General features: G+C 39.8%; 24 protein-coding genes and 3 tRNA genes. 13 read left to right on the forward strand and 14 right to left on the reverse strand.

Annotated features, from left to right (window positions below; genetic code table 11):
• Entirely contained in the window at positions 1–1,548 is a 1,548-nt protein-coding gene (locus tag ACGE0T_RS01265) for a family 43 glycosylhydrolase (RefSeq protein ID WP_459188756.1), read from the forward strand.
• Between the two features lie 748 nt (positions 1,549–2,296).
• Here ACGE0T_RS01265 and ACGE0T_RS01270 read toward each other — a convergent pair.
• From ACGE0T_RS01270 to prmC, 10 genes are all read right to left on the reverse strand, one after another.
• Positions 2,297–2,369, reverse strand: a tRNA-Gly gene (locus tag ACGE0T_RS01270).
• Positions 2,370–2,391: 22 nt separating this feature from the next.
• Positions 2,392–2,476, reverse strand: a tRNA-Leu gene (locus ACGE0T_RS01275).
• A gap of 21 nt (positions 2,477–2,497) precedes the next feature.
• Positions 2,498–2,570, reverse strand: a tRNA-Gly gene (locus ACGE0T_RS01280).
• A gap of 87 nt (positions 2,571–2,657) precedes the next feature.
• The gene (locus ACGE0T_RS01285) at positions 2,658–3,092 is read right to left on the reverse strand and encodes a hypothetical protein (RefSeq protein ID WP_459188757.1); all 435 of its coding nucleotides are present in this window, start codon (positions 3,090–3,092) and stop codon (positions 2,658–2,660) included.
• A gap of 5 nt (positions 3,093–3,097) precedes the next feature.
• Positions 3,098–4,435: an argininosuccinate lyase gene (gene argH, locus ACGE0T_RS01290; RefSeq protein ID WP_459188758.1), complete on the reverse strand. Its 1,338-nt coding sequence runs from the start codon at positions 4,433–4,435 to the stop codon at positions 3,098–3,100.
• A 54-nt stretch (positions 4,436–4,489) separates the two neighbouring features.
• Positions 4,490–4,900 (reverse strand): SRPBCC family protein, encoded by a 411-nt coding sequence (locus tag ACGE0T_RS01295; protein WP_459188759.1) that lies wholly within the window; start codon positions 4,898–4,900, stop codon positions 4,490–4,492.
• A 5-nt stretch (positions 4,901–4,905) separates the two neighbouring features.
• The gene (gene pyrE, locus ACGE0T_RS01300) at positions 4,906–5,544 is read right to left on the reverse strand and encodes an orotate phosphoribosyltransferase (protein WP_459188760.1); all 639 of its coding nucleotides are present in this window, start codon (positions 5,542–5,544) and stop codon (positions 4,906–4,908) included.
• Positions 5,545–5,654: 110 nt separating this feature from the next.
• Positions 5,655–6,347, reverse strand: a complete 693-nt coding sequence (locus ACGE0T_RS01305) for a ComF family protein (protein WP_459188761.1) — start codon at positions 6,345–6,347, stop codon at positions 5,655–5,657.
• The gene (locus ACGE0T_RS01310; protein WP_459188762.1) at positions 6,328–6,819 is read right to left on the reverse strand and encodes a regulatory protein RecX; all 492 of its coding nucleotides are present in this window, start codon (positions 6,817–6,819) and stop codon (positions 6,328–6,330) included. Before ACGE0T_RS01310 ends, ACGE0T_RS01305 begins: the two co-directional genes overlap by 20 nt.
• Complete coding sequence (gene prmC / locus ACGE0T_RS01315; RefSeq protein WP_459188763.1) at positions 6,816–7,664, reverse strand: peptide chain release factor N(5)-glutamine methyltransferase; 849 nt, start codon at positions 7,662–7,664, stop codon at positions 6,816–6,818. Before prmC ends, ACGE0T_RS01310 begins: the two co-directional genes overlap by 4 nt.
• Before the next feature lie 202 nt (positions 7,665–7,866).
• Between prmC and ribD the strand changes: the two genes are divergently transcribed.
• The 8 genes from ribD (at position 7,867) to murI (ending at position 16,819) form a co-directional block, all read left to right on the forward strand.
• Positions 7,867–8,943 (forward strand): bifunctional diaminohydroxyphosphoribosylaminopyrimidine deaminase/5-amino-6-(5-phosphoribosylamino)uracil reductase RibD, encoded by a 1,077-nt coding sequence (ribD, locus tag ACGE0T_RS01320; protein WP_459188764.1) that lies wholly within the window; start codon positions 7,867–7,869, stop codon positions 8,941–8,943.
• 95 nt (positions 8,944–9,038) lie between these two features.
• Complete coding sequence (locus ACGE0T_RS01325; RefSeq protein ID WP_459188765.1) at positions 9,039–10,445, forward strand: DUF6242 domain-containing protein; 1,407 nt, start codon at positions 9,039–9,041, stop codon at positions 10,443–10,445.
• A 58-nt stretch (positions 10,446–10,503) separates the two neighbouring features.
• Entirely contained in the window at positions 10,504–11,205 is a 702-nt protein-coding gene (gene porG / locus ACGE0T_RS01330) for a type IX secretion system protein PorG (RefSeq protein WP_459188766.1), read from the forward strand.
• Between the two features lie 30 nt (positions 11,206–11,235).
• Positions 11,236–11,979 carry an isoprenyl transferase gene (locus ACGE0T_RS01335; protein WP_459188767.1) on the forward strand — a complete coding sequence of 248 codons (744 nt, stop codon included), beginning with the start codon at positions 11,236–11,238 and terminating at the stop codon, positions 11,977–11,979.
• A 14-nt stretch (positions 11,980–11,993) separates the two neighbouring features.
• Positions 11,994–14,663 (forward strand): BamA/OMP85 family outer membrane protein, encoded by a 2,670-nt coding sequence (locus ACGE0T_RS01340; RefSeq protein ID WP_459188768.1) that lies wholly within the window; start codon positions 11,994–11,996, stop codon positions 14,661–14,663.
• Positions 14,664–14,818: 155 nt separating this feature from the next.
• Positions 14,819–15,334 (forward strand): OmpH/Skp family outer membrane protein, encoded by a 516-nt coding sequence (locus ACGE0T_RS01345; RefSeq protein WP_459188769.1) that lies wholly within the window; start codon positions 14,819–14,821, stop codon positions 15,332–15,334.
• A 71-nt stretch (positions 15,335–15,405) separates the two neighbouring features.
• Entirely contained in the window at positions 15,406–15,903 is a 498-nt protein-coding gene (locus ACGE0T_RS01350) for an OmpH/Skp family outer membrane protein (protein WP_459188770.1), read from the forward strand.
• Between the two features lie 82 nt (positions 15,904–15,985).
• Positions 15,986–16,819: a glutamate racemase gene (gene murI / locus ACGE0T_RS01355; RefSeq protein ID WP_459188771.1), complete on the forward strand. Its 834-nt coding sequence runs from the start codon at positions 15,986–15,988 to the stop codon at positions 16,817–16,819.
• Between the two features lie 12 nt (positions 16,820–16,831).
• Here murI and ACGE0T_RS01360 read toward each other — a convergent pair whose 3' ends face one another.
• Both ACGE0T_RS01360 and ACGE0T_RS01365 read right to left on the reverse strand, forming a co-directional pair.
• The gene (locus ACGE0T_RS01360; RefSeq protein ID WP_459188772.1) at positions 16,832–17,200 is read right to left on the reverse strand and encodes a YccF domain-containing protein; all 369 of its coding nucleotides are present in this window, start codon (positions 17,198–17,200) and stop codon (positions 16,832–16,834) included.
• Positions 17,201–17,219: 19 nt separating this feature from the next.
• Entirely contained in the window at positions 17,220–18,461 is a 1,242-nt protein-coding gene (locus ACGE0T_RS01365; RefSeq protein ID WP_459188773.1) for a M23 family metallopeptidase, read from the reverse strand.
• Positions 18,462–18,728: 267 nt separating this feature from the next.
• Here ACGE0T_RS01365 and ACGE0T_RS01370 point away from each other — a divergent pair, with 267 nt between their 5' ends.
• Positions 18,729–19,157, forward strand: a complete 429-nt coding sequence (locus tag ACGE0T_RS01370; protein WP_459188774.1) for an META domain-containing protein — start codon at positions 18,729–18,731, stop codon at positions 19,155–19,157.
• A 2-nt stretch (positions 19,158–19,159) separates the two neighbouring features.
• On the forward strand, positions 19,160–19,606 hold the full coding sequence (locus ACGE0T_RS01375) for an META domain-containing protein (protein ID WP_459188775.1): 447 nt from the start codon (positions 19,160–19,162) through the stop codon (positions 19,604–19,606).
• Positions 19,607–19,739: 133 nt separating this feature from the next.
• On the opposite strand, the gene ACGE0T_RS01380 is transcribed toward ACGE0T_RS01375, so the two are convergent.
• Both ACGE0T_RS01380 and ACGE0T_RS01385 read right to left on the reverse strand, forming a co-directional pair.
• Positions 19,740–21,965 (reverse strand): sensor histidine kinase, encoded by a 2,226-nt coding sequence (locus ACGE0T_RS01380; RefSeq protein WP_459188776.1) that lies wholly within the window; start codon positions 21,963–21,965, stop codon positions 19,740–19,742.
• Positions 21,966–22,180: 215 nt separating this feature from the next.
• Entirely contained in the window at positions 22,181–23,389 is a 1,209-nt protein-coding gene (locus tag ACGE0T_RS01385; protein WP_459188777.1) for an exo-beta-N-acetylmuramidase NamZ family protein, read from the reverse strand.
• 233 nt (positions 23,390–23,622) lie between these two features.
• Between ACGE0T_RS01385 and ACGE0T_RS01390 the strand changes: the two genes are divergently transcribed.
• Positions 23,623–24,165: an HDIG domain-containing metalloprotein gene (locus ACGE0T_RS01390; protein WP_459188778.1), complete on the forward strand. Its 543-nt coding sequence runs from the start codon at positions 23,623–23,625 to the stop codon at positions 24,163–24,165.
• Positions 24,166–24,230: 65 nt separating this feature from the next.
• Positions 24,231–26,975 (forward strand): putative LPS assembly protein LptD, encoded by a 2,745-nt coding sequence (locus tag ACGE0T_RS01395; RefSeq protein WP_459188779.1) that lies wholly within the window; start codon positions 24,231–24,233, stop codon positions 26,973–26,975.
• Positions 26,976–26,999: the final 24 nt, after the last annotated feature.

Below are 26,999 nucleotides of genomic sequence, written 5' to 3' on the forward strand. Positions count from 1 at the left end.
ATGAAAAAATTGATTCTCACTTTGTTCGGAAGTATTGCGTTGTGTTCCGCAACTTCCGTAATGGCTCAGGAAACATCTTATTTTACAAATCCGGTTATCCATGGTGATATGGCAGACCCTTCTATCCTGCGGATAGGTGATACTTTTTATGCAACAGGAACTTCTTCGGAATGGGCTCCGCATTATCCTGTATTCACTTCATCGGATCTGGTAAATTGGAAACAGGTAGGGCATATATTCGACCGTAAGCCGGAATGGACCTCTTCTTCTTTCTGGGCGCCGGAACTGTATTATCACAATGGGAAGGTTTTTGCTTATTATACGGCTCGCAGGAAGTCGGATGGCGTATCTTATATCGGAGTTGCGACAGCAAAGGACCCGGCAAAGGGTTTTACCGACCATGGTTTATTGATAGAGTTCGGAACAGAGGCTATTGATGCTTTTGTCCTGGAAGATAACGGGCAGTTGTATATCACCTGGAAAGCTTACGGACTGGATAATCGTCCGATAGAATTACTTTGCAGTAAATTGTCGGCAGACGGTTTGCATTTGGAAGGTGAACCTTTTAGCTTGCTAAAGGATGACGAACGGATTGGAATGGAAGGCCAGCATTGGTTCAAGTATGGGGACTATTATTATATTATTTATTCGATAAACGGTTGCTGTGGTCCGAAAAGTGACTATGCCGTAGCTGTTGCCCGTTCAAAAAACTTGAAGGGACCGTATGAAAAATATGAAGGAAATCCGATCCTGCATGGAGGAGGTGAAGTTCAGTCTTGCGGACATGGTACGTTTACTACTCTTCGGGATGGACGCATGTTTTATCTCTGTCATGCCTATCTGTCGGGAGCGGATTTTTATTTAGGGCGTCAACCCATCTTGCAGGAATTAGTGATGGGAGAAGATAAATGGCCTCACTTTGTAACAGGTGAAACAGCTAAATTGCGCCAGCCTATGCCTTTTAAAGGAGTAGTACAACAGCCTGTTACTGATTTTGAGGATAATTTCAAGGATAAGCAACTTCGCAATGAATGGACTTGGAATTATGTTTATTCGGATATAGATGCAAAGTTCAAAGGCGGAAATCTGTTTTTAAGTGGTAAGCCTAAAAAGGATAGCCGTAATGGTACAGCTTTGTGTGTGCGTCCGTCAACCTCTCGTTATGCCATAGAAACAGCGGTAACAAATAAAAACCAAAGCTTCAAAGGTATTGTAATGTATGGTGATGATAAGTCTCAAATGGCATTGGGTTGTGTAGGCGACCGGTTGCAGTTGAAGATGATTATAGATGGTAAAACCCAGATACTAAATGAGCAGCCACTTCCTGCTTCTCCTGTTTATCTGAAAATGGAAGTGACAGATGGATGTAATTGTGCCTTTTTCCAAAGTGCTGACGGTAAGAAATGGACTGCGGTAAAAGGGATGGATGCCGCCGGTACGGCTAAAGACCTGATTCCTTGGGACCGTGTGGCTCGCCCTGGTTTAATCCATTGCGGAAACGCTAATGAACCTGCCGTTTTCTCTTTCTTCAAAATGCAGAATCTGTAATCTTGTTACAATAAAAATCTTTTAATGATATAAGATATAAATGAAAAGGGGATACCATGCGGGGTATCCCCTTTTTCTCGTAAAAGGCCTAAATCTCTGTGAATATGGTTTTCAACTTTATAGGAAGAAAAGGAAATGGAGGGGTTAAAAACACGAAACACCCCGACTTCACAGTGGAGGTGCTCCTTCTCTTTTATTTAAATCTTTATATTAAAAAAAGGATATATATCTTTATTCGTATAAATGTAATTTTATTTGTATCGTACCTTAATTTACATGTAATAAATACGTTATAATAAATTTTTTAATAGATACAAACATCAATTATTGCTTAGTTCTTGCAGAACTAAGGTCCAGCGAAGTAATAATACGGTATATTAATGCATATCCTTTTGGTAAAGGGGGAAAATCATAGGATAATGACGTTAAAATATAAATGAGAATATTGTGATAGATACTAAGTATCATGTTTTTATGGAAAAATTATGCAAAAATAGCCGCATCAAATACTTGTATTTTAAAAATATATTGTATTTTTGACAAACAAACAGTAAAATGCTAACTTAGTTCTGCAAGAACTAGACATATGTTCTCTACAATATTTCAATCGACCACAATCGAAATACATAATCTTTTTTGAGATTTTCAATAGAGCCCAATTCTATTGTTATATTCTAATATGATTGTATGGATAATAAAAGTAAAAAGCCCCGATATTGCAAACAATACCGAGGCCTTTTGGAAGCTGAGCGGAAGACGGGACTCGAACCCGCGACCCTAACCTTGGCAAGGTTATGCTCTACCAACTGAGCTACTTCCGCAACAATTTGAACTTAAGTTATGTACTCGAAGCGGGACTTGAACCCGCACAGCCGCAATGGCCAAAGGATTTTAAGTCCTTCGTGTCTACCGATTCCACCATTCGAGCTTCCCTTTCTCTTAAGAGAAGAGCGGAAGACGGGACTCGAACCCGCGACCCTAACCTTGGCAAGGTTATGCTCTACCAACTGAGCTACTTCCGCATTGTTTTCGTTTGCGTGTGCAAAGGTAGATGATTTTTTTATTCCTGCAAATTATTGAGTAAAAAAGTTACAATTATCCCGCGTTTTTTAGTTTGTAACGGTTAATTCATGTCCGTTTTCCATAATCCTGTATTTCCTTAAAGCGCATACAGAAGAACCTTTTATAGGTATGCCGCTGCCATTGCCTATGTCATAAATGGTGTTGCATGCCGGACAGATGGCCTGTCCGGTATTGTCTGGAATAATCGTGATGTTTTTAGAGGATTCAACCGGACAACACCGGTCATATGCATAGTACTTGTTGTTATAGCCACAAATAACCAATATGCCGGCGAAACCGGTATGTTCTCCGCTATACCGGGCGGATTGGAATTCTTTGTGGTGTAATAAACCCACAAGTTCTTTATCCCTGTAATGCAAATCTAGCTTTATCCAGACTTTTGCATAAGGGATATCAGACTCTGTGATTTTTGTGCACGATAATGTAAAAAAGAGAAACAGGTAAAATATAACTCGATACATTCATTTTAGGATAAGAGCCGTTTTTCGGCTTCGTTTACCCTATTAAACGTGAATCCATCTAAAATATTTTGTATTAATGCAGAAATATTGTCGTTACAAAGATTACCGATACTACCTTCATGGGTATGGTTGACTTCTTTCGTAGGGATAAACTTACCAGCTTCGATACTTAGTCCAACCTGCTTGTAGGCATCACGGAACGGAACGCCTTCCAGAACAAGGCGGTTTACTTCTTCCACACTGAATAATAAAGCATATTTATCGTCGTCCAAAATATGTTCGTTTACTTTTACTTCCCGCATCATGTGAGTAACCATAGTCAGGCAATCTTTCAGTTCGTCGAATGCCGGCAAGAAAATCTCCTTGATAATCTGCAAATCCCGGAAGTAACCGGAAGGCAAATTATTGCTGATTAATGTAATTTGTTGGGGTAATCCTTGTATTTTATTACATTTAGCACGGGTCAGTTCAAACACATCCGGATTTTTTTTGTGGGGCATGATGCTGGAACCTGTAGTAAACTGGTCCGGCAACTTGATAAACCCAAAGTTCTGGCTATTGAACATACATGCATCAAAAGCCAGTTTGGACAGTGTTGCAGCAATGCCAGCCATGGCGAAAGCAACCGTACGTTCCATTTTCCCTCGTCCCATCTGAGCGTATACCACATTGTAATCGAGTGAGTCGAAACCTAACAGATCGGTCGTCATCTGACGTTTCAGAGGAAAAGAAGAACCATATCCGGCAGCAGAACCTAACGGGTTGCGATTGCATACTTTATAAGCAGCCAGCATTAACTGCAGATCGTCGGCAAGGCTTTCCGCATAAGCACCAAACCAAAGTCCGAAAGAGGAAGGCATGGCTACCTGAAGATGGGTATAGCCGGGAAGAAGAACTTCCTTATACCGGTTACTTTGGGAAATCAACACATCGGATAAAGCTGTTGTCAGTTTGACAATCTCTTGTATCTCTGCACGGGTAAACAGTTTGAGGTCAAGTAATACCTGGTCATTTCTGGAACGTCCGCTATGGATCTTTTTCCCGGTATCACCCAGCCGGCGGGTAAGCATTAACTCTACTTGAGAGTGTACATCTTCTACGCCTTCTTCAATGGTAAACTGTCCATTGTCTGCTATCGCATAAATATTTTTTAGTTCAGCCAGTAAAACCGTGAGTTCTTCTTTGGTCAGCAATCCGATGCTTTCCAACATTGTGATATGCGCCATAGAGCCAAGTACATCGTATTTAGCTAAATAGAGGTCCATCTCGCGATCTTTTCCTACAGTGAAAGTTTCAACTTCCTGATCTACCTGAATATTCTTTTCCCAAAGTTTCTGAGCCATGATATGCTATTTTCATAGGGAATAAACAAGTTCACTCCCAATTAAAAACAAAATTTAATAAGGTAAGGATGCCAATACGGTGGAAATCTTATCTACGGCATCCTGCAAAGGTTTGGCAACCATTTGCTTAATAAAAGGGTTCAAATCAGCACGAACCGTCATTTTCATCCGTGTGTCATTCTCTTCAACCTGCTTAAGTTGAATCCACAAAAACAACGGAACGGGAGAATTGGTCGTTGTAAACTTGATTGTGTTATTCGGTTCGCGTTCTACAATTTGAAATGTAATCTTACCAACAGGGGGAACAGAGAAACTACAAGAATCCTGGTCAAATTCAAAATCTTTTATTTTGTCTTCCGGGATACGGTCTTTCACATTCTCCAGATTGGTAAGATCAGACAACATATTAAAAATACGATCCTCATTATAGGGGATCGTTTTTACTTCGCTAACAAATTCTGTCATCCTACTTATTTTTCAGGGTTCCAGTTTGAAGGATCTTTGCGCCATTCCTGCAGGATTGCGATTTCAGACTGATCGATGTAGTCTGTGCGAAGAGCTTCTTCCAGTACGGCATCATAGTTGCTCAAAGTTGTCAGTGTAACTTTAGCTTCTTTGAATTGTTCAACAGCAATAGGGAAGCCATAAGTGAAAATAGCAACCATTCCTACCACGTCGCAACCGAAGTTACGTACTGCTTGTACCGCTTTCAAACTACTACCTCCTGTGGATACCAGGTCTTCTACAATTACAACTTTTGAACCGGGTTTCAATTCACCTTCAATCAGATTCTCCAATCCATGATCTTTTGGAGTAGAGCGAATGTAAACGAATGGTAAACCTAACAGGTCTGCAACTAATGCTCCTTGTGCAATTGCTCCGGTTGCAACACCAGCAATAGCATCAGCATCTTCATACTTCTCACTAATCGTACGAGCCAGTTCCAATTTAATGAAACTTCTGATTTCAGGATAGGAGAGTGTTTTTCTGTTGTCGTTGTAGATTGGCGATTTCCAGCCGGATGCCCATGTAAACGGATTAGCCGGCTGCAGTTTCACGGCCTTAATTTTTAATAATCTTTCTGCAACTAATCTTTCCAGTGTTTTCATACAACCTAATAAATATGTTTATACCAGTTTGCAAAAGTATACAAAGGTTATGATATAACCTTGAAGTTCTTGAAAAAAATGTGCTGTAAAATCGGATTTTCCCTTATTTATCAGTCATGTGCGATCGCAAGTCCGAATATGCTGATCTGTATGCCGGGAGTACTTAGAAGCGTATTTATACAGGCTTCTATGGTTGCCCCGGTGGTTATGACATCATCGATAAGCAGAATGTGTTTCCCGTTTAGTGTTTCTGCTTCGGAAAGTTCAAATATGGACTGCACATTTTTCCATCGCTCGTATACTTGCTTATGGGTCTGTGTTTCTGTGGAATGTATTCGCCGGATAGCAGTTGTATTGATCGGGATGTTTGTTACGGATTGGATTCCCATAGCAATCCACTCTGCCTGGTTATATCCGCGTTTCCGTTGTTTCTTTGGATGAAGGGGGATAGGAACAAGACAATCGACGTTAGAAAATAATCCTTTATTTATATATTCTAAAGCTGCTATTTTTCCGAGCTGGTAACCCAGTTCCTTATTGCCATAATATTTTAAAGCATGTATCAGTTGTTGCACATGCCCGCCTTTTTCAAAAAGAAGAAAGGCGGTAGCATGAATGAAAGGAATTTTGCCTGCAAACAATTGAGTGGCAGGATTATTGGCTATAGCAGAAAAATGAGAATAGGAGAGGTTGGATAGGCAATGCAAACAAATTTGTTCTTCCCCGTCTATAAGCGTTTTTTTGCATAACAGGCACAAACGGGGATAGAATAAATTTAGTAAATCATTCAAAATCCTCCTCATAGTCTTTTCCTTTTAGCAGTTGTTTGAGGCAACTTGTTGCATATTGGCTTTCAAAACCCCGTCCTGCGGCAAAGCGGAGTAATTTGTAATAGAGGTCCCGTTCATCTTTTCCCCGTGTTGTTTTTTGTTTGTCTTTTAATAGGGAATACAAAATTGTCCGATATTCCTGCTCGTCAATATTTTCGAGAGCTTCAGCCCGGGTTGCAGGCGGAATTTCCTTTTTTTGTAGTTCATAAGCGATTTTGATGCGTCCCCATTTGTTAAAGCGCAGTTTGTCATTGACGAAACTACGACTGAAGCGTGTTTCATCGATGAATTTTTCTTTTAGTAAACGTGAAATAATACGTTCGCATTCTTCCGGGGAAAGGCTGGCAGATTCTATTTTTTTTCGGACATCTTGTATGCAACGTTCACCTGCCGAACAATAAGCGGCTGCACGGTGAAGCATTTCGGCTTCGCTGAGTTGTTTCATCTTTGTGCTTTTATTATGCGGTCACGACTATAAAAGTCTTTCTTTAGTTCAATATTTTTATAACCTTCTTTTTGCAACATATCCACTGTTTCCGGCCCATATTGTGAATTGATTTCGAAATATAGGAATCCGTTTTCTTCTAACTTATCTTTCCCGAAGCGGGCAATCTGGCGATAGAAAAGCAACGGGTCGTTGTCCGGAACGAATAAGGCTAAATGAGGCTCGTAATCGAGTACGTTTTTCTCCATGTCTATTTTTTCTTCATCCTTGATATATGGAGGGTTACTCACTATGATACCGAATTTGCCGGGGATATCCTGTTGTGCCTTTTCGGAGGAAAGTATGTCTGTTTGGATAAATTCCACATGGGTGTGGTTACGTATGGCATTTTTGTGCGCTATATCCAATGCTGTGTCCGATATATCGACGGCGGTAACCTTTGAGTCTTTCAACCGGGAGGCTAAGGCAATGGCTATACAGCCACTTCCTGTTCCGATATCCAGTAGATTTATTTTTTGTCCTTTGTTTTCCTGGATGATCAATTCTACCAGTTCTGCCGTTTCCGGACGCGGTATTAAGACAGAAGGGTTTACTTCGAACTCCATATCATAAAAGTCGGCTACACCTAATACATATTGTATGGGCTCCATCTTCTTCAGGTGGTCAACGATGTCTTTGATTTGTTTTTTTTCTTCTTCAGGTACTGTCCGGTCTTTATCCAGTAACATATGATAAGGTTGAATGTTACAAATCCGTTCCATAATTAGACGGACCAGCCCATCAATTTCCGGCTGCGGGTATAAATCCTGTAGAGATGTTTTGATATAGGCAATGGTTTCAGTCATCTTTTTTTCTACAAAGATACGAATAAGCTGTAAATATTCATACTTATGATTTTCTTAAGTCATAGTTATGATTTTGGAAAACCATAACTATGATTCGGGAAAAACAGTATTGGAGTGACTTAAAAAAATGAAGAAGTTTCGGTTTAAATAATCCGGATAGATACAAATATGTTACCTTTGTGAGTATATTAAGAATCATAGGATGATTATTGAAGAGAAATATATGTCCCGCTGTATAGAACTGGCACGTAAAGGAATGGGGAATGTGGCTCCCAATCCAATGGTGGGAGCAGTGATTGTACATAATGGGAAGATTATAGGAGAAGGCTATCATCGTAAGTGTGGAGAGGCGCATGCGGAAGTAAATGCGATAGCTTCAGTAAAGGATGAATCCCTTTTGAAAGATGCAACTATTTATGTAAGCCTGGAGCCCTGTTCCCATTATGGGAAGACGCCTCCTTGTTCGGAGCTTATTATGCGTAAGGGGATTCCTCGTGTCGTGGTAGGTTGTCTTGATCCTTTCCCTGAAGTTTCCGGACGGGGTATTCGTATGTTGAGAGATGCAGGGGTGGAAGTTGTAACTGGCGTTTTGGAAAAGGAAGCACAGGCTTTAAATCCGGCATTTATGACGTTTCAATTATTAAAACGTCCCTATGTTTATTTAAAATGGGCACAGAGTGCAGATGGTTTTCTTGATGCTTTGAGGAATGATGCTTCTGTTCCGGCAGTAACTTTATCGTCGGCTGAAACGATGAGGCGGGTACATCACCTTCGTTCCAATGTTTCTGCAATAATGGTAGGAACCCGGACTGCTCTTCTTGATAACCCGTCTTTGACTACTCGTCATTGGGCTGGCAATTCACCGGTACGAGTTGTGCTTGATAAAAAATTACAAATCCCTTCCTATTATCATTTATTGGATGGCAAGGTTAAAACGTTGGTTTTTACAGATTGTGAAGCCTCCGGTTGTGAACGCCTGGAATATATCCGTATTGATTATTCAAAAAATATATTGCCGCAAATTCTTCAGGAATTGTATGTACGTAAGTTAAATTCCTTAATGGTAGAAGGAGGAACAACTTTGTTGGAAAGCTTCCTTAAAGAAGATTTGTGGGATGAAATGTGGGTTGAAACAACTCCTGTAAAATTGTTCTCAGGGGTTAATGCGCCAGGCGTACCTTGTAAATATCCGGCTACATCGTCCGGCGTAATTCCTATTGGAAATATGGGGCGAAATGGTACGGAACATTATCTGAGTGTCTATAAGCGAGAGCACTGACACACTAAAAATATTATAAATATTATCGAGTATGGTTTATAAAGCCAAAAATGTTTCTACTTTTGTGCCTTTATATGGAACAAACTTGTTTTTGAATGAAAAAGAAAATAATACTGTTTATAACTGGATGTTTTGTCCTGCTGTTATCTTCCTGTCTGGGATCAGAGAGTACGGACTATGAGTTGAGTAAAGATTGTCAGATTCTATCTTTTTCTTTGTCGAGCGACTCCATGCCTGCATTGAAGAATGTGACCTTTACAATTGATCAGATAAACGGGCGCATTTTTAATGCAGATTCTATGCCTTATGGTACGGTCTTTAAAGAGAAAGTGATTTGTACCGTACAGATGGCATCCACTGTATATACCTGTCAGGTAAAACAGGAGGCAGTGGGCGATTCTACTATTTATTGGAATTTGCAGGACTCCCTGGATTTCAGTAAACCTGTACATTTTACAAATACTTTATGGGATGGTAAAACAACTAAGCAGTATACTGCTCAAGTGAATATCCATACGGTCGTTCCCGACTCAATGGAATGGTCTGTTTATAAAGACAATGTTTTAGGGAAAACAATAAAGGATCAAAGAGTAATGGTTCTCGATGGTAATGATGGAGAGAACTATTTTATGTATATACAGGAGGGCTCCGGATATGAACTGTATACTTCCTCTGTTTCGGACGGCAGGAACTGGACATTATCTGGTGCTTTGAATGGATTTCCTGCAAATGCTGTTTTATCGCAGATGCAGTCTCACAATAGTGATTTATATGTTCCGACAAGTAATGGCGAACTCTATTATACAAAAGATGGTTTTACTTGGACACCGTTGAACCTTGATGGTAAACTTGTCGCATTATTAGGTAGTATAGGTTCTGGTAGCCAGAGTGGAACAAAAGCAGAAACTGTACAGCCTACCTGGTTGGCTGCTATTATCGAGAAAGATGGAAAGAATTTCTATGCGGCTATGGATCAGGAGGAAAAATGGACATACAAAGAGGGAGTGCCACAGATGTTTCCTGTCAAAGGAGGGTTTGCAAGCCTTTCTCACTATACAAATTTCCGCTCGTATTTGACTGTAGTTGGCGGAAAAGATGCCAGTGGTAATTTGATCAATACCTCCTGGCGTACTGATAATGGGCTGAATTGGACAAAATTGACTGAAGAAGGAAGTGATAAAGTTTTCAGTAACCGCGAAGGTGTTGTATTAACAGAGTATGATAATAAGTTTTTCCTGATAGGTGGTATTGATGCTTCAGGAAAAGGATCTTCTGATATTTATCTATCTAAAGACAAAGGTATAAGCTGGGCAAAATCGGATTCTTTGGTTATGATGCCGAAAAATTTTGAAGGACGTGGTTATGCTTCTGTTCATGTGGACGGACAAAATTTTATGTATCTTTTCGGAGGAAAAGGTGCTACAGTATCAAATGTTCTTGACCAAATCTGGCGTGGACGTATTAACCGTCTCGGATTTGCAGATAAAGAAAATGCTAAATGATATAATTAAATGACGTTTTTAACGTTAGAAAGAAAGCAGGGTTTTAAATCTTATTGGAATGAACTCAACTTTCTTTCAGCACATAATTGTGTTTGTATCATTTGTTAGTTTGGCTACAGGAGTAGTAGCGCAAGAATGTAAGTTTGAAATAGGAGGAGCGACGGGTATAACCTATTATGTAGGAGAATTAAACCGGAGTTTCTCATTTAAGGAAATACATCCCGCAGCAGGCATGATATTCCGTTATAACGGAAATTTTAGATGGTCGGTAAAGACCAATTTGTTGTGGGGGCGGATTTCAGGTACGGCAGAGAAACTGCAGAATAAATTGCCTGATGATGTTAAACCTTCATTTAATCGTAGTTTGCTTGATTGTAGCGAACAAGTGGAGTTTAACTTTTTGCCATATGGCGATTCGTTCGTTTTTATAAATACTTGGCGCTATACGCCTTATGTATTTGGAGGAATAGGCGGAACGATAGCGATGGGGAAAAATTGTATTTTTTTAGCTCCTCATATCCTTTGTGGAATAGGAGTTAAGTATAAGGTGCAGAATAGAGTCAACTTAGGTTGCGAGTTCTCGTTTCGGAAATTATTCCGTGACGATTTGGATGTGACGGATGAAAAGAATGATGTTCTGAATAATCCGTATGGAATGGAAAGCAGTATATGGAAGAATAAAGATTGGTATTCTTTTTTGCTGTTGAGTGTAAGTTGGGATTTCGGCTACCGTAAAAAGCCGTGTAACAGTATAAAATAAACAGTAACAGTCGTTACAGATGAAAACACTATGTCGTTGATTGAACAAATTGACAAAAAACGATTGCCGCAGCATGTGGCGATAATTATGGACGGAAACGGACGTTGGGCTAAAGCTAAGGGAAAGGACCGTAGCTTTGGGCACCAGGAAGGCGTTATCTCTGTCCGTAAAGTCGTGGAAGCTGCTAAAAACATAGGACTGAAATATCTGACGATGTACACGTTTTCGAATGAAAACTGGAATCGTCCGGAAGCAGAGGTCCAAGCTTTGATGAGTTTGCTGGTAATTGCTATTCAGCGTGAAACGCCAGATTTGATGAAAAATAATGTCCGTTTGATGGCTGTGGGCAATTTGAACCGTCTTCCTGCTGATGCATATGCAACATTGCAGGATTGCATTGCCCAGACTGCCGCTAATACCGGGACAACCGTTGTTCTGGCAATAAGTTATTCTTCCCGTTGGGAGATAACGGAAGCCGTGAAACAACTTGTGGTAGAAGTACAGGAGAAGAAAATTCACCCCAATGATATAACCGAGGCAGTTGTCTCGGACCATCTGACGACCAAAGGTATTCCTGACCCGGATCTATTGATTCGTACAGGAGGGGAGCAACGTATCAGTAACTTTCTGTTGTGGCAGTTATCATATGCGGAGTTTTATTTTACCGAAGTGTTCTGGCCGGATTTTAGAGAAGAAGAGTTGTATGGAGCTATATTGTATTATCAACAACGTGAACGGCGTTTTGGTAAAACAAGTGAGCAATTAATCTTATAAACAATAGCTGTTATATGTACAAAAAAATAGTGCTGTTTTTCGTTTTTCTGGGTGTAGCGTGTGGCATGTATGCTCAGGAAACTGACACTACCAAAGTTGAGGCACCGGCGGAAGTGCCGGTTATTTCGTATTCATTATCTCCGAAGCAGTATAAGATTGCTGATATTAAAGTAACGGGAATAAAGGATTATGATGATTTTGTATTAATTGGTTTTTCAGGGCTGTCGGTAGGTGACGTAATCACTGTACCTGGCGATGAAATAACTTCTGCGGTAAAACGTTTTTGGAAACACGGATTGTTTTCCGATGTGAAAATCCTGGCAACAAAAATTGAAGGTGACGAGATTTGGTTGGAAGTTCAATTGAAGCAAAGACCGCGTATCGCAGCTGTTAATTATAATGGTATCAAAAAAGGAGAACGTGAAGATCTGGAAGCCCGGTTAGGGTTGCGTAAAGGGTATCAGGTAACTCCTAACCTGATAGATAAAGCTACAACATTAATAAAGAAATTCTTTGACGGCAAAGGTTTTAAGAATGTAGATGTAAATATCGTTCAGCGTGATAATCCTGCTCATGCGGGTGAAGTGATTGTCGATATTAATATCAACAAGAATGAAAAGACCAAAATTCATCATATTAATTTTGAAGGGAATAAAGCGCTTACTGATTTTGATCTGAAAAAGGCAATGAAAAAGACGAACGAAAAGTTCGACCTTAAGCATGACTTTAAGACCAGTATCATGAAAATGTTCAGTACGAAGAAATTTACTACTGAAGAATATGAAAATGACAAGAAAAATATTATCGCTAAGTATAATGAGAAAGGGTATCGTGATGCCGTCCTGATTGAAGACAGCGTTGTGAACTATGATGCTAAGACTGTAGATATTTTCTTGAAAATAGACGAAGGTGAAAAGTATTATTTGAAAGATGTTACATTCGTAGGTAATACTAAATATCCGACAGAACAATTACAGTTCTTGTTGGGAATGAATCCTGGGGATGTCTATAACCAAAAGAAATTGAATGAACGTTTGATTTCTGATGATGATGCCGTTTCAAACTTGTACTATAATAATGGTTATATCTTCTTTGGCGCGGATCCGGTAGAAGTGGATGTCCGTAATGACTCGATTTCTTTGGAAATCCGTATACAGGAAGGTCCTCAGGCTACAATCAACCGTGTGATCATTAATGGTAACGACCGTTTATATGAAGACATTGTTCGTCGTGAGCTTCGTACTAAACCGGGTATGTTATTCAGTCGTGAAGATTTAATGCGTTCAGTTCGTGAAATCGCGCAGATGGGACACTTTGACCCGGAAAATTTGGTTCCGCAGCCACTGCCTGATGCGGAAAACGGAACAGTGGATATCCAGTATAACCTGGTATCTAAGGCAAATGACCAGATTGAATTTTCCGCAGGCTGGGGACAGACTGGTGTAATCGGAAAGTTGAGTTTGAAGTTTACGAACTTCTCAATGAAGAACTTGTTTAATCCGAAGACTTATAAAGGTATTATTCCGCAAGGGGAAGGACAGACATTGACTTTGAGTGGTCAGACGAACGGACGTTATTACCAGGCATATAGTATTTCGTTTATGGATCCTTGGTTTGGTGGCAAACGACCGAATACATTATCTGTAAGCGCTTACTTCTCTAAGCAAACAGATGTTAGTAGCAATTATCTGAGCAATAATTCTTATAATAACTATTATTCCCCCTATGGGTATGGCGGTTATGGTGGTTATGGATATGGTTACGGCGGTTATGGATATGGCAATTATGGAAACTATGAATTGGCATACGACCCGGATAAATATATTATGATGTTCGGTCTGTCTGCCGGTTATGGTAAACGTTTAAGTTGGCCGGATGACTACTTCCAGTTCATGGCAACATTGAACTACCAGTTGTATATGATGAAAGACTGGGATTACTTCCTGGTTCAGAATGGTAATTGCCATAATATTAACCTTGAGTTGATGTTGCAGCGTAACTCTATCGATAATCCGTTGTATACCCGTCGCGGTTCACAATTCATGGTTTCGGTTGCTGCTACTCCGCCTTGGTCTTTATGGGATGGAAAAGATTATGCCAATATGAGTGACCAGAATCCGAATAAGTTTAAACTTATCGAATACCATAAGTGGAAGTTCAAAGCAAAGATATTCTCTCCATTGGCTCCGATGACGGTGAAAAGAACACCGGTATTGATGACACGTGTTGAATATGGTTTTATCGGTTCTTATAACAAGGATAAGAAGTCTCCGTTTGAAACATTCTATATGGGTGGTGACGGTATGACAGGTTATTCAAGTATGTATGCAACAGAAACCATTGGTTTGAGAGGATATGAAAATGGTAGTATTGCCGGTAACAGGGGGTATAATTCTTATGGTTACGGATACTCTCGTTTGTCAATGGAATTCCGTTATCCGTTCTTGTTGGAACCTTCTTCTACGATTTACGGATTGGCGTTTGTTGAAGCAGGTAATGCTTGGGTGGATATGAAAGATTTCAATCCGTTCAACTTGAAGCGTTCGGCTGGTGTCGGTGTACGTATCTTCCTTCCGATGATCGGTTTGATGGGTATCGACTGGGCATATGGTTTCGATAAACCTGACGGTAGTTCTTCAAGAGGAGGTAGCAATTTTCACTTTATCATAGGACAAGAATTTTAGGTCAGGAAATATAAAGTTAGGAATTGAGGATTAAAAATTGAAGATTTATGTGCAGATTGCACTAATTTTTAATTTTTAATCCTCAATTTTCTTTTAATAAATAAACCCTCTGCTATATTTGTAGTCAGAAGGTTTAAATACTAAATAATAGGTGTATGAAGAAAATTATTGCATTAAGCTGTTTGTTGCTCTTTTGTTCGTTTGCAGCATCGGCACAGAAATTTGCTTTGATAGATATGGAGTATATCCTCAAAAATATTCCGTCTTATGCAACAATGAATGAACAGATAAGCCAGAGTTCGAAGAAATGGCAGAGTGAAGTGGATGCACTTCAGCAGGAGGCCCAGAACATGTATAAAAGTTATCAGGCAGAGTTGGGGTCCCTTTCCGCAGAAATGAAAGCAAAGCGTGAAGAGGCGATTGTAAAGAAAGAACAAGAGGCTCAGGATGTAAAACGTAAATATTTCGGTCCGGAGGGAGAAATGTATAAACAACGTGAGAATTTCATGAAACCCCTACAGGATGATATTTATGAAGCTGTAAAAGAAATATCGGAAGAAAAAGGATACCAAATGGTCATGGACAGAGCCTCGGCTATGAGCATTATTTTCGCTTCTCCGAAGATAGATATAAGCAATGAAGTCCTTATTAGATTAGGATATTCAAAATAAATGCGTACATTTGTGCGCTTCAATGCTGATAGTTAAGAATTTGATTAATAACAAGTAATTTTTATAGAGAAATGAAGAAACTGATTATTTTTTTGTTAATGGTGCTCCCATTAAGTGTTTTTGCGCAAGAAGTAAAGATCGCTATTGTTAATAGCCAGGAAGTCGTAACAGCAATGCCTGAATTTGCTACGATGCAAAAAACATTAGCAGATATGGATGCTAAATACAAACAAGAGCTGAAAGTTATGGAAGAAGAATACAATAAGAAGTATGCTGATTTCATTGCCCAGCAGGACTCATTGACAGAAAATATCAAAATGAGAAGAATGCAGGAATTATCTGATATCCAGGAACGTTCAAATAATTTTGTTCAGTTGACCCAGCAGGATTTCCAGAAAAAACAGCAGGAATTGTTTGTTCCTATTCAGGACAAATTAAGAAATGCAATCAAGGCTGTAGGTGATGAAAAGGGTTATACTTACGTATTGGATCCGCAGATTGTTCTTTATACTGGAAATGCAGCTATCGATGCAACTCCGTTTGTAAAAGCTAAATTAGGTTTGAAGTAATATTGTTTATATTATAAGAAAAGGATGCTTTCCAATAGGAAGGCATCCTTTTTCGTCTATATATAAAGGAAAGGTTCTGACTATGTTTTCAAAACAGCCCGGCGCAATAGGTATTTTTGACTCCGGATACGGAGGATTAACCATATTCAATAAGATTCGTGAGGCTATGCCTGAATATGATTATATCTATTTAGGTGATAATGCACGTACTCCTTATGGACCACGTTCATTTGAAGTGGTCTACCGTTTTACCCGGCAGGCTGTTGAAAAACTTTTTGAAGAGGGATGTCAGCTCGTTATCCTGGCTTGTAATACAGCCTCTGCGAAAGCCTTACGAACGATTCAGCAGAAGGATTTGCCTTTATGGGATGCAGAACGCCGTGTATTGGGGGTTATTCGTCCTACTGTGGAATTAATGGATCGTATCAGCCGGACAAAGCATGTTGGTATTTTAGGTACCAGCGGAACTATTTCTTCCGGTTCCTATTCCTTGGAAATAAATAAGATGTTCCCACATATCCGGGTGACAGGAGAAGCTTGTCCGATGTGGGTACCCTTAGTCGAGAATAATGAGTTCGCATCTCCCGGAGCAGATTATTTTGTACAAAAGCATCTGGAACATATTCTTTCCATAGATCCGGATATAGATACCCTTGTCTTAGGATGTACGCACTATCCTTTGCTTATGGATAAAATAAGGCAATATCTGCCGGATGGGGTTACTCTTTTTGCACAAGGACAATATGTGGCAGAAAGCCTGAAAGATTACTTGTACCGTCATCCGGAAATGGACAGACGGCTTACACGAGGAGGGTATTGCCGCTTCCTGACAACAGAATCGGCTGCTAAATTTTCAGAGACAGCATCTATTTTCCTCAGTCATCCGATAGAGGTAGAACAAATCTCAATTGATTAGAGACATTCCTGCTTAAATAATATTTTTGCCAAAAGGAGTCAGAGCAAGAGCTGCCATTTTAAAATGTTGCCGCCCGAATGGGATACCTATAATCGTAATACAAAGTAGTAGTCCGAAAAACAGGTGAGTCAGGCATATCCAGAAACCACCCAGGAATATCCAAAGCACATTCATGATAATGCAGAGGCATCCTCCGGAATTTCCATTATCCGTAACGCGGCTTCCGAATGGCCACAATGCCAGCATTCCCAACTTCATCGTCTGTATACCGAATGGAATGCCTATGATAGTCACCATCAGCAGCAAGCTGGAAATTAAATATTCAATGGAAGTTACCAGACCTCCGAAAATTAACCAGATGATATTTCCTAAAAATTTCATATATAAATCCTTTCTGTATTTAGTGTAAACGTTTCATGCTATCCAATTCTGCAAGAACAGCTTGCTTAACTATAGCAAAACTGTCGCGAAGTTCCGGCTTGACGGGCAAAGATGGAGGAGCCTCCATATGCAGAGGGTTGATAGGTTGCCCGTTTTTATAGACCCGGAAATCGAGGTGGGGACCTGTAGAAAGCCCGGTTGAACCTACATAACCTATAACTTGTCCTTGCTGTACATGGCTACCCACTCCAATGCCTTTGGCATAGCGGCTTAAATGCATGTAAGAAGTGGTGTATACGGAATTGTGTTTTATTTTTAATGTGTTGCCTCCGCCACCGGCATATCCTTTGAATATAACGGTTCCGGCTCCGATACTTTTTACTTCCGTCCCTGTTGGTGCGGCATAATCGACGCCATGATGCGCTCTGTAACGTTTTAGTATCGGATGGAAGCGGGCATTACTGAAGCGTGAGGTAATACGGAAAAAGTCCAGAGGGGCCTTCAGGAAAGCTTTGCGAAGGCTGTTCCCTTCGAGGTCGAAGTATTCGAAAATGCTATCCTGCGTAAAAGGAATTGCCACAAAATCTTTTCCTTGATGGGTAAATATGGCTCCTTCGATGGATGTAATATTTAAAGCTGTGGTATCGTCTATGTAGGCTACATTGTACAGTACCTGGAAAGAGTCCCCGTCTTTAACATCGAAAAAGTCGATCTGCCAGGCGTATACGTCTGAAATTTTAATAGCCAGTAAAGGATCGGCACCGCTTGCTTTGATAACATTCCATAAAGAGGAGTTGAGGGTACCTTGTGTGTACTTTTGTTTTAAAGTGATAGGTTTGCTGAAACTATAAGCGTTGATAGAATCTCCGGTCAGGTCTATTACAGCATAGTCCGTGAGCGATTTTGCAAAAGCTATGTGGCGGATATCTGCCGTACTGTCTTGGGTTGTAAATGTATAATAACACATGCCGGCACGCAGTTTTGTGGGGTCCAGTACTTCTGCTGATGCTTTGGAAATACTGTCTGCTTTGATAGCAGAGAAGCCTAAACTTGCAAAAATAGAGGCAGGGTTGTCTCCACTTTTCATCTTATACTCCCTTACATCCAGAGAATCGATGCAAATACCATATTGGTAAACATGCTGAAGGCTGTCCAACCATTGGCTATCAATATCTTCATCTTCTGTTTGATTTTTATGGGTACAGGAAAAAGCAGAGAGTATTCCTATGACTAAGAGGCAGAGTACCGGTTTTATATTCATATTTTTCTTTATCAACTGACTTTGGGGGTATTATTATAATACGTTATGCTGCAAACTTACAGAAAATAATGTAAACCTGAAAACATATTTTCTGTTAATGCTTTGTATCTTTGTCCTCCTGTTATAAGGAGCATATTTGTTTGTGAAAATGTTAATATTGGCTAAATGCTGGTCGGCTATGGAACATTTTGGGCAAAATAAGCGTCTTATCCATATGAGTGAAGTTTTTATTTATAACATGTGATAATTGTTAAACAAGATGCGAATATGAAAAAGAAGATTATGTCTTTATTGATGATTCCTGTGTTTGCAGGAATTTTGTTTGCTTGCTCTGAAGCCAAAACAGACGCTAAGAAACTGGAAGGTAAATGGAATATTGTAGAAGTAAAAGGTGAAAAAATACTGAAAGAAGGTTTGCCTCAGATGGAATTCGATATGGCAAGTAATAAACTTCATGGTAATGCCGGCTGTAATATATTTAATACGACTGTAGTTTTGGATGATAAAGATGTGTCTTCCATAACTATCCAGCCTGCTGCAACAACTATGATGGCCTGTCCGGATATGGAAACAGAAGATGCTATCCTGAAAGCGATGGGAGATGTAAAGTCGGTAAAAGCAGGACAAAGTGAAAATGAAATGCTGCTGGTTGACTCAAACGGAAATGTATTGTTGGTATTGTCGAAGAATCAGTAAAAATGAAAAAGTTTTTATATCTCTGTTTGATATTTGTCGGAGTAGGTTTGTTTGCCTCCTGTAAGTCGAAGAGTGTAGCTGTGGCTTCTTTCTCTGATTTGGATGGAGAATGGAATATTGTAGAGTTAAATGGGAAAGTACTAAATCCGACAGATTCACGTCAGTTTATTGCATTTGATGTACCTCGTCAAACCTTATCCGGCAATGCCGGATGCAACCGTATGATGGGTAAGATTGAATACGATAATGCAAGAAAAAATATCATTAAGTTTGCCCAGGTTGCTACAACCCGGATGGCATGCCCTGATATGAGTGGTGAACGGGAGTTGCTTCAGGCAATAGAGAAAACCGTTCGTTTTGCTCAGGAGGGGAATGTTACTCCGGTTACCAAAATCGCTTTTTATGGTACAGATAATAGCAAGCTGATGGTAATAGAAAAAAAGAAGTAAGAAATCGTAAGTTTAAAAATGGATATGAAGGAGTTGTCTGAAATGTGTTAGGCAGCTCCTTTTTCTTTTAGCTGATGTGATAGCTGACTTCAGTGTTCCTCGAACTTATTATTCTGTTTCTTTGTTTTTGGAGTTAATTATCCAGTCGGCAGGGAAGGGTAATAGTGAATCTGCTACCTTTGTTTTCTTCTGATTGGAGTTCTATTTTACCGTTTAGACGTTCCACAATTGTAAGGGAAATAGAAAGTCCCAAACCGGTTCCCTGAGCAAATTCATTTTCCTTGTAGAAACGTTCGAAGACTTTTTGGCGGGCGTCTTCCGACATCCCTATTCCAGTGTCTTCCACATAAATACGTACGGTGTTATCCGGTTTATTATATTGGTAACCCAATAAGATATGACCTTTTGTCGTAAATTTGACCGCATTGTTGATCAGATTGGTTATGACCTGAGTGAGCCGATGGCGGTCTATCCTGACGATAACCGGTAATTTGGGAATCCTTTTAATAAATTTAATAGTTGAAGGGATCAATAATAAATGGGTTTGATACAGCTCTTCCAGCAATTCATCAATCCGGCAGTTTTCAAAAGTGAAAGACATACGTCCGGACTCGATTCTTGATAATTCCAGAATATCATTAATCAATTTCAGCAGTAATGAACTGTTTTTATTGATTGTTTCTTTAAACAGTGTCTTTTCTTCTTCACTTAATTCATCATCTTCCTGCAATAGATTGGAAAAGCCTACAATTGCATTTAAGGGAGTACGTATTTCATGGCTCATGTTGGCAAGAAATGCAGATTTCATTTTGTTTGCCTCCTCCGCCTTCTCTTGAAGTATAGTCAGTTTGTTTTCTTTTTCTTTGAACGACTGGATATTAATACATAATCCTATGATCGTTTGATTTTCTGCAGAAGAAAAAGCTCCCTGATTGTAACGAAGCTCCCACCAGGTATATTGTTTTTGATTAAAATAGAAGCGGCATTGAATAGTCGCTTTTGGAATATTCCCGGAATGAATATCTTGTATTGTTTTATCGAGATTTTTCCGATCGTCAGGATGTACCATCTCTACAAATTCGGTTAAGGGGATAGGTTTGGCTTCAATCTGATTGTTTACGTAGAAGTCATTTTCAAAAATAAAATTGTCGTTTTCCATTCTCCATGCATAGGTATTACCCCCTTCCAAGGCCAATTTTAAGAAGTTTTTTTCTTTGACCAAATTTTTTTGTGCCTGGATTTTCCGCTTATTTTCCCTGCGGTACATAAAAATAAGGTGTACGATAATGTATATAAAGGCGAGAAGCAACAGGACTCCTCCTATTACGATGTAGGTATGGTAACGGATATATAAAGGCAAATTATAAATAATGCTACCCTGTGGTAAATCTTTTATATTTATATGGAAACGTTCCAGCTCATACCAATCGAAAGCATAGGTTTTCGGACTTAAGGTGATTGGTATTTTATTTACCGGGGTGCCGGTAAGAATGCGTGCCGCCATGTCTGCGACACATTTAGTTTGTATATCCAATGTCGTGAAATATCCGCCGGTAATTCCCCAATCATTATTAAATCCGTTATTAACAACAGTAAAATTAGGAACGTTGGCAAGACGTCCGATTGTCAACACATTGAAATCCAGGATAATTTGTAAACAAGCCGTGTAGCTGTTGTTTTTAAATATCCCCATTGTTTCTATTCCGTTGAGTTCTTGTGCTTTGGCTGTAAATAGAGCTGACTTCTCAAATGCCCCCGGCGATATAACCGGAGGGAGAGGTTTGTCCGGATAATATAATCCGTCATATAGTCTGATATCACTTTTTTCTACTTCTTGGAGCAAGGTGTGAAATGCCTGCTTGCCGATGAATCGGGTATCATTGAAAAACAGAATATTGGATTTGCCGTATAGTTTTTCAATTAAGTTGATATTTTTCAGGTATTCCGGTTTATCCCAATATCCTGTAACATTCGGATGTTCTTTCAGGAGTTCCCAATTTGGAAAATTTACGCCGGAAAATACGATCGGGAGTTTCTTCACTAAGGGATGGCTACAACTCATTAGTGTGAATGTAGCCTGGTCGTCATTCACTAAAATAATATCGGGTTGCCAGCTTTGTATAGAATCCAGAAAGTGGTACATTTGGACTTCTGTATCTGGCGTAATGGCTTGTTCACAATTTAAATAGATTGTTTGGATTGAACTGTAGATGTCTTTTTTCTCCAATTCTTTTTGTACTAATTCTCCAAATTCGGAATAGGTTGTCAGGTTTTTTGAATAAGAATGGATAATCAGAACATGAAAATGTTTATGATTGCTTTCAATCTTGTGAGCCTGGATATGAAAAGGCTGGAACATGACGAGAATAAAAACAAATATGTAAATAAAAAGTTTCAAGGATGTGACTTGATTTTGTTACCCTGTATTGAACACTTGAAAGTGTATGATTTATAAACTCTTTCACAAAGGTAGCAAATAATTGGTACTAAACGGGTGTTTTAGAGGATTTTTGTAAGGTTATGGTCAAAGCGCCCTTGTTACATATCAATATGGAAATAAGGGCGCTTTTTTTCTTATTTTTTCTTTGTATCCGGATAGTCTGGATATAGGAGATATTTTTTCCTCATTTCTTTGTATTCGTTTAATTGAGGTTCCCAGCTGGCACGTATTTCTTTCTCGCTCAATCCACGTATGATTTGGTAACGCAATTCCTTGGTCCCAGCCAACAGGTCGAACCAATGAGGGCGTGAAAAGAAAAATGCCTGGTCTTTGTCCGCCTTATTATAGAAATCAAAAAGAAAGCGGAGAGTAAGTCCACCCTCGAAAGGGTATTCCCGGAGGTCTATTCCATAGCATTCTTTATCCTTATGCAACGGGTTGGTATCGAAACCCGGCAAAGAAGTAGGAGTAAAGGCAAAGTCTCCATATTTGGCATCCGGTGCGCCGATAATCTGGAACGGGTAATAAGTGCCTCTGCCGATACTGATATTCGTGCCTTCAAAAAAACATAGGGACGGATACAGGCGGATAGCCTGGTCGTTAGTCAGATTGGGGGAAGGCTTTACAGGAAGCCAGTACGGGTCTCCGTGTTTCCAGTTTTCCATCTTGACGATATGCAATTTGCAGGTATCCGGGTTGCTTTTCAACCATCCCTCTTCGTTAATCATCCAGGCAAGTTCCCCAACCGTTAAACCGTGCAAAACAGGAATAGGGTCTACCCCGACAAAAGATTCAAATCCTTTTTGGCGTATAGGACCATCCACAAAATCGTTCGGATTCGGGCGGTCTAATACAATAAATTCGACGTTATTTTCTGCACATGCTTCCATAACGTAATGCATCGTACTGATATATGTATAGAAACGGGCTCCTACATCTTGTATGTCGAAAACAATGACATCCAGCCCTGCCAGCTGTTCCGCAGTCGGTTTTTTATTTTTGCCGTAGATAGAAATAATAGGTACGCCTGTTTTCTGGTCCCGGCTATCTTTGATTTCCTCTCCAGGATCACCTGTCCCCCGAAATCCATGTTCCGGAGCAAACACCTTTTTTACCTGGATACCTTGTTCCAATAACGCGTCCAATAAATGTTTTTGGCTCTTTTCAAGAATGGAAGTTTGGTTAACAACTAAGCCCACCTGCTTGTCTTTCAAAAGGCGGGTGATAACATCCATGCGTTCGGCGCCGAGTTTCAGCGGTGCATTTTGTGGCGTGAAGGCTTGTGTTGTTGGGATTTGCAGCAGCCCAAATAGTAGGAAAACAAGCCAGATAATTCTTTTCATATTCGCTTATTTCTTTTTTTAGAATAGTACAAAAATAGGGATTATAATTTATAAATGATATTTTGTAGGTAGAGAGGCGAAGCCGCTTTTGTTAAAAAATATTAGTAGCCATACTAATTTGAATTACTATTGCTACTAATTGAAATTACTACTGCTACTAATTCCAAATAAGAGCAGTAAATTCATTCAACAATAATCCTTATCTTTGCCTGGCGATAGAAAAGAATAAAACTATGAATCCTTTAGATATACTTGCTAAATATTATGTTCCAGAATCAGAGCTTTACCGGATATTGATTACACATAGCCGTTCTGTAGCCGATAAAGCGTTAGATATTGCCCGGAAGCATCCGGAAATGAATCTGGACCTGACCTTTATAGATGAGGCTGCGATGCTACATGATATAGGTATTTTCTGTTGCAATGCACCGGATATATACTGTCATGGTGAGGCTGAATATATTTGTCATGGATATCTTGGTGCTGAACTGATGCGTAAGGAAGGGTATCCCCGGCATGCGCGGGTTTGTGAACGGCATACGGGAACGGGTATTTCAGAAGCAATGATAGAAGAACGAAACTTACCTCTTCCGCATCGTGATTTTCTACCAGAAACAATGGAGGAACAACTCATTTGTTTTGCCGATAAATTTTTCAGCAAGACAAAACTGGACAAAGAAAAGTCCGTTGAAAAAGTAAAACAGGGACTTTCAAAGTATGGAAATGAAACCGTAGAGCGTTTTGATAATTGGTGTAAACTCTTTTTAGGGGAATAAACAGAGATTGGCTCGCTAATTTGTTATACATTTGCCAGCCGTAACACACTGCAAATAACGACAAAATGTTTTTGAAATATAAATGTCTGCTTATTCTATTGGCTTTCCTTCTCGGAAACTGGAATATCAGGGCACAAATCCTTAAAGCACCCACTGATACTACCCTTGCTGTCGTAGGGGACAGTATTATGCCTGTCCTTCCGGATAGTTTGGCGCATGTCGATTCCGTTCCGAAAAAAACGGCGGGTCTGGATGCTCAGGTCGATTATCAGGCAAAAGATTCCATTATTATGACAAATGGGAACTGGGCGTATTTGTATGGTGAAGGAGATGTGAAATACCAGCAAATAGAACTCCAATCCGAAATTATACAGATGAATCTGGATAGTAGTCTGGTCTATGCCAAGTTCGGACTCGATTCTATCGGGGCGGAATTCGGCTATCCTCTTTTTAAAGATGGAGACCAGCAGTATGAGTCAAAGACCATGCGGTATAATTTTAATACGAAGAAAGGGTATATTACAGATGTGATTACCCAGCAGGGAGAAGGGTATGTGACAGCCGGAGTTACTAAAAAAATGGATAACGATATTCTTAACATGAAGGGGGGACGATATACCACTTGCGATGAGCATGACCATCCTCACTTCTATATCCAGATGACTAAAGCAAAGGTACAACCCAAAAAGAGAATTATCACTGGACCTGTATATATGGTTTTTGAAGATGTACCGTTATATCCGATAGGTTTGCCGTTCTGTTTCTTCCCGTTTTCCAGTTCATATTCGTCCGGTATTATATTCCCGACATTCGGAGATGAAAGTACCCGTGGTTTTTATTTGCGTGACGGAGGTTATTATTTTGCTTTAAGTGATTATATGGACCTTGCGCTGACCGGGGAAATTTATACGAAAGGTTCTTGGGGACTGGCTGCGCGTTCTTCATATAAGAAGAGATATAAGTATTCCGGTAATTTTAATGCTTCTTATCTGGTAACCCGTTTGGGGGATAAAGGATTGCCCGACTATAGTTTGTCCAAGGACTTCAAGATAAACTGGACACATACACAGGACCCTAAAGCGAATCCGTACCGTACGTTTTCTGCCAGTGTGAACTTCTCGACCAGTAGTTACGACCGTAATAATACAAATAGTTATTATAACCAGGATGTGACCCAGAATACGAAAGGTTCCAGTGTTAATATTACCCAGCGTTTTCCGAACAATCCGTTTACCCTTTCGGCAACAATGAATATCAACCAGCGTTCGAAAGACTCGACAATCTCGGTTACTCTTCCGGATATTACGATAAGTATGAGCCGTATATTCCCTTTCAAGCGGAAAAATGCTATTGGAAGAGAGCGTTGGTATGAAAAGATTTCAATGAGTTATAATGGTTACCTGCGTAACAGCATTGATACGAAAGAAAATAAACTTTTCAAATCGAGTCTGGTGAAAGATTGGCGTAATGCAATGCAGCATCAGATTCCTGTAAGCGCTACTTTCTCTGTATTGAAATATTTGAATATATCACCATCCTTCAGTTATACTGAACGGTGGTATACGAATAAGGTCGAGAAAGCTTATGACATGCAGAAAAAGACGGTGGTAGACCGTGATACGACATATGGTTTCTATCGGGTGTTCAACTATAATGCTTCGGTTTCGGCTTCAACTACATTGTATGGAACATATGTTCCTATGAAGTTCATGCAGATTTTTGGAGGAAAGGTATTGAAGATTCGTCATCGTATGGAACCATCTGTTAGTTTCAGCTATGCTCCTGACTTCGGAAGTTCTGAATATGGGTTTTGGAAAGATATTCAGTATGAAGATGCCTATGGAAAGGCAAATACCATTCGATATTCTCCTTTTTCCAGCGGTATGTTTGGAACGGCTCCCGACGGAAAGCAAGGTAGTTTGAATTTCCAGTTGGATAATAATATCGAAATGAAGGTAAAGTCGGACCGTGACTCTACCGGAGAACGTAAAATCAGTTTGATTGATAAGCTCTCATTGGGGATGAGCTATAATCTTGCGGCCGACTCTTTTAAATGGAGCGACCTGAATGTCGGATTGCGTATTAAGTTCTCGAAAAGTTATACATTGAACTTGAATGGGGTATTTGATACGTATACATACGGATATGATGAAAGTACCAAAACTGTCCGCCGTTTGGATATTCCGCGCTGGCAGGCAGGGAAAGGGTTTGGTCGTCTAAGGTCTACCGGTACAAGTTTCTCTTATACGTTTACGAATGAGACGTTCGGTAAATTGTTTGGTAAGAAAGATGCTAAAGACAGCAATAATCCTCCGGACCAACCCAATGCGAATGATCCGGAATTAAAAGAAGTCCTGCCTCCTGAAGGAGAGGAAAAGAAAGAGGGCGGGCGCTTGTTGGGGAGTAAGAAGAGTGCCGGAGATTTTGATTCGGATGGTTATATGATAACCAAGATACCCTGGAGTTTATCGTTCAGTTACAGTATGCAGTTGAGGTATGGAAATTTCAATCCTCAAAAGATGGAATATGATTATGCATTGACGCATTCATTGAGTTTTAACGGTAATTTTCAACCGACTAAAAACTGGCGTTTCAACTTCAATGCTACTTATGATTTCGATGCCAAAAAGATTTCATATATGACTTGTAATATAACTCGCGACTTGCACTGTTGGCAGATGACGGCAAGTTTTGTTCCGGTAGGGCCTTATAAGTCGTATACCTTCAATATCGCAGTAAGTTCTTCTTTGTTGAAAGACCTCAAATGGCGTCAGAGCAGCAACTATCGTGATGCACAGACTTGGTATTAATAATAATGAGATAGTATAAAAAAG

The sequence above is a fragment of the Parabacteroides sp. APC149_11_2_Y6 genome, assembly GCF_054506995.1.

Coding starts and splice junctions, on each gene's coding strand:
- ACGE0T_RS01295 (WP_459188759.1), bottom strand. CDS start 4,900: ATGACAGAATTTGTTAGCGAAGTAAAAACGATCCCCTATAATGAGGAT.
- porG (WP_459188766.1), top strand. CDS start 10,504: ATGAACTCAACTTTCTTTCAGCACATAATTGTGTTTGTATCATTTGTT.
- ACGE0T_RS01395 (WP_459188779.1), top strand. CDS start 24,231: ATGTTTTTGAAATATAAATGTCTGCTTATTCTATTGGCTTTCCTTCTC.
- ACGE0T_RS01380 (WP_459188776.1), bottom strand. CDS start 21,965: ATGTTCCAGCCTTTTCATATCCAGGCTCACAAGATTGAAAGCAATCAT.
- murI (WP_459188771.1), top strand. CDS start 15,986: ATGTTTTCAAAACAGCCCGGCGCAATAGGTATTTTTGACTCCGGATAC.
- ACGE0T_RS01305 (WP_459188761.1), bottom strand. CDS start 6,347: ATGAGGAGGATTTTGAATGATTTACTAAATTTATTCTATCCCCGTTTG.
- ACGE0T_RS01370 (WP_459188774.1), top strand. CDS start 18,729: ATGAAAAAGAAGATTATGTCTTTATTGATGATTCCTGTGTTTGCAGGA.
- ACGE0T_RS01390 (WP_459188778.1), top strand. CDS start 23,623: ATGAATCCTTTAGATATACTTGCTAAATATTATGTTCCAGAATCAGAG.
- prmC (WP_459188763.1), bottom strand. CDS start 7,664: ATGACTGAAACCATTGCCTATATCAAAACATCTCTACAGGATTTATAC.
- ACGE0T_RS01360 (WP_459188772.1), bottom strand. CDS start 17,200: ATGAAATTTTTAGGAAATATCATCTGGTTAATTTTCGGAGGTCTGGTA.
- ribD (WP_459188764.1), top strand. CDS start 7,867: ATGATTATTGAAGAGAAATATATGTCCCGCTGTATAGAACTGGCACGT.
- ACGE0T_RS01350 (WP_459188770.1), top strand. CDS start 15,406: ATGAAGAAACTGATTATTTTTTTGTTAATGGTGCTCCCATTAAGTGTT.
- ACGE0T_RS01310 (WP_459188762.1), bottom strand. CDS start 6,819: ATGAAACAACTCAGCGAAGCCGAAATGCTTCACCGTGCAGCCGCTTAT.
- ACGE0T_RS01340 (WP_459188768.1), top strand. CDS start 11,994: ATGTACAAAAAAATAGTGCTGTTTTTCGTTTTTCTGGGTGTAGCGTGT.
- ACGE0T_RS01335 (WP_459188767.1), top strand. CDS start 11,236: ATGTCGTTGATTGAACAAATTGACAAAAAACGATTGCCGCAGCATGTG.
- pyrE (WP_459188760.1), bottom strand. CDS start 5,544: ATGAAAACACTGGAAAGATTAGTTGCAGAAAGATTATTAAAAATTAAG.
- ACGE0T_RS01375 (WP_459188775.1), top strand. CDS start 19,160: ATGAAAAAGTTTTTATATCTCTGTTTGATATTTGTCGGAGTAGGTTTG.
- ACGE0T_RS01385 (WP_459188777.1), bottom strand. CDS start 23,389: ATGAAAAGAATTATCTGGCTTGTTTTCCTACTATTTGGGCTGCTGCAA.
- ACGE0T_RS01325 (WP_459188765.1), top strand. CDS start 9,039: ATGAAAAAGAAAATAATACTGTTTATAACTGGATGTTTTGTCCTGCTG.
- argH (WP_459188758.1), bottom strand. CDS start 4,435: ATGGCTCAGAAACTTTGGGAAAAGAATATTCAGGTAGATCAGGAAGTT.
- ACGE0T_RS01285 (WP_459188757.1), bottom strand. CDS start 3,092: ATGTATCGAGTTATATTTTACCTGTTTCTCTTTTTTACATTATCGTGC.
- ACGE0T_RS01345 (WP_459188769.1), top strand. CDS start 14,819: ATGAAGAAAATTATTGCATTAAGCTGTTTGTTGCTCTTTTGTTCGTTT.
- ACGE0T_RS01365 (WP_459188773.1), bottom strand. CDS start 18,461: ATGAATATAAAACCGGTACTCTGCCTCTTAGTCATAGGAATACTCTCT.
- ACGE0T_RS01265 (WP_459188756.1), top strand. CDS start 1: ATGAAAAAATTGATTCTCACTTTGTTCGGAAGTATTGCGTTGTGTTCC.